Here is a 920-nt window from a genome sequence, read left to right as displayed (position 1 = left end):
GCGTTATGCATTAACGGAGAAATTAGTAATTGAGCACTGAAAAGAAAACACGAGACGAAAAAGTTACGTTTCAAGTGAATAAAAATGTAAATAAGATTTCGTTTACGTATGACCCTTTACGAGACGGCTTAATAATTCCTGAAGCAAATCCTAGTACGATTCGTGTTGAGCGCAGTTATGAAAGGGCTTCAGGCAAGCCGAAAGTTTTAAGCAGTGTTCAAGGACATAGTGAGTTCGCAGCATTTGATGTCGATACAATGTTACTGAATGGATACGATTACATCATTAGCGTTGATACCAATTCTCGCGAATACAATGGACAGAAAATTAGCATTTGTACTTGTTACCAAGTGCCAGGAAAAGTTTCACAGTATGTGGGTACCGACGGTGTTCCTTTTATTCACCTTGGCTCGTTCATTATTGTAAACCCGCAACCTCACATTAACCCAGAGCTTATAGGTTGGCATCTCGTAATCACCAACTTTTTACGATTTCCATTTGATACAGGTAAAGAAATGCTCGCTATCATTGTTGATAGCGAGAAAGATTCATTACCAGAATTTAACAAGCGTGTTAAACCCTACTTTAAATCGAGTTATCTACATCATCAGGTAAAGCTTTGTTATGCGTCAGACAAAGATAAGGATACGTTAGCAGGGCAAATGCTCAAAATGTGTCATAACACATCAAATCAGATCTTTAGACAAATGCAGAGTGAGAAAACAGTTCTACCCAAACTAACTAATGGATTAGGTGTTTGTGATGGTTACGTACAAGTCGCGGGCACAAATGCATAACAATCTGTTTAAGAGGGATTCGCAACGCGTGGCATTTTTACTATGCGTTGGTTTTAGTGTTTAAGGCGGTATGCGGCAACTTCGGTATTGCGTTGCTCACCCCTTAACAGGGCGTTAGTTTGC

General features: G+C 39.6%; 1 protein-coding gene. It reads left to right on the top strand.

All coding sequences use genetic code 11. The annotated features are described in order from the left end of the window. Positions 1–29: 29 nt before the first annotated feature. Positions 30–797: a hypothetical protein gene (locus ACVA54_RS19635; protein WP_446619676.1), complete on the top strand. Its 768-nt coding sequence runs from the start codon at positions 30–32 to the stop codon at positions 795–797. Positions 798–920: the final 123 nt, after the last annotated feature.

The organism is Vibrio sp. PNB23_22_6 (assembly GCF_052877535.1).
The sequence above is the reverse complement of the archived record's forward strand: the minus strand, read 5'-3'. Positions and strand labels throughout refer to the sequence as shown.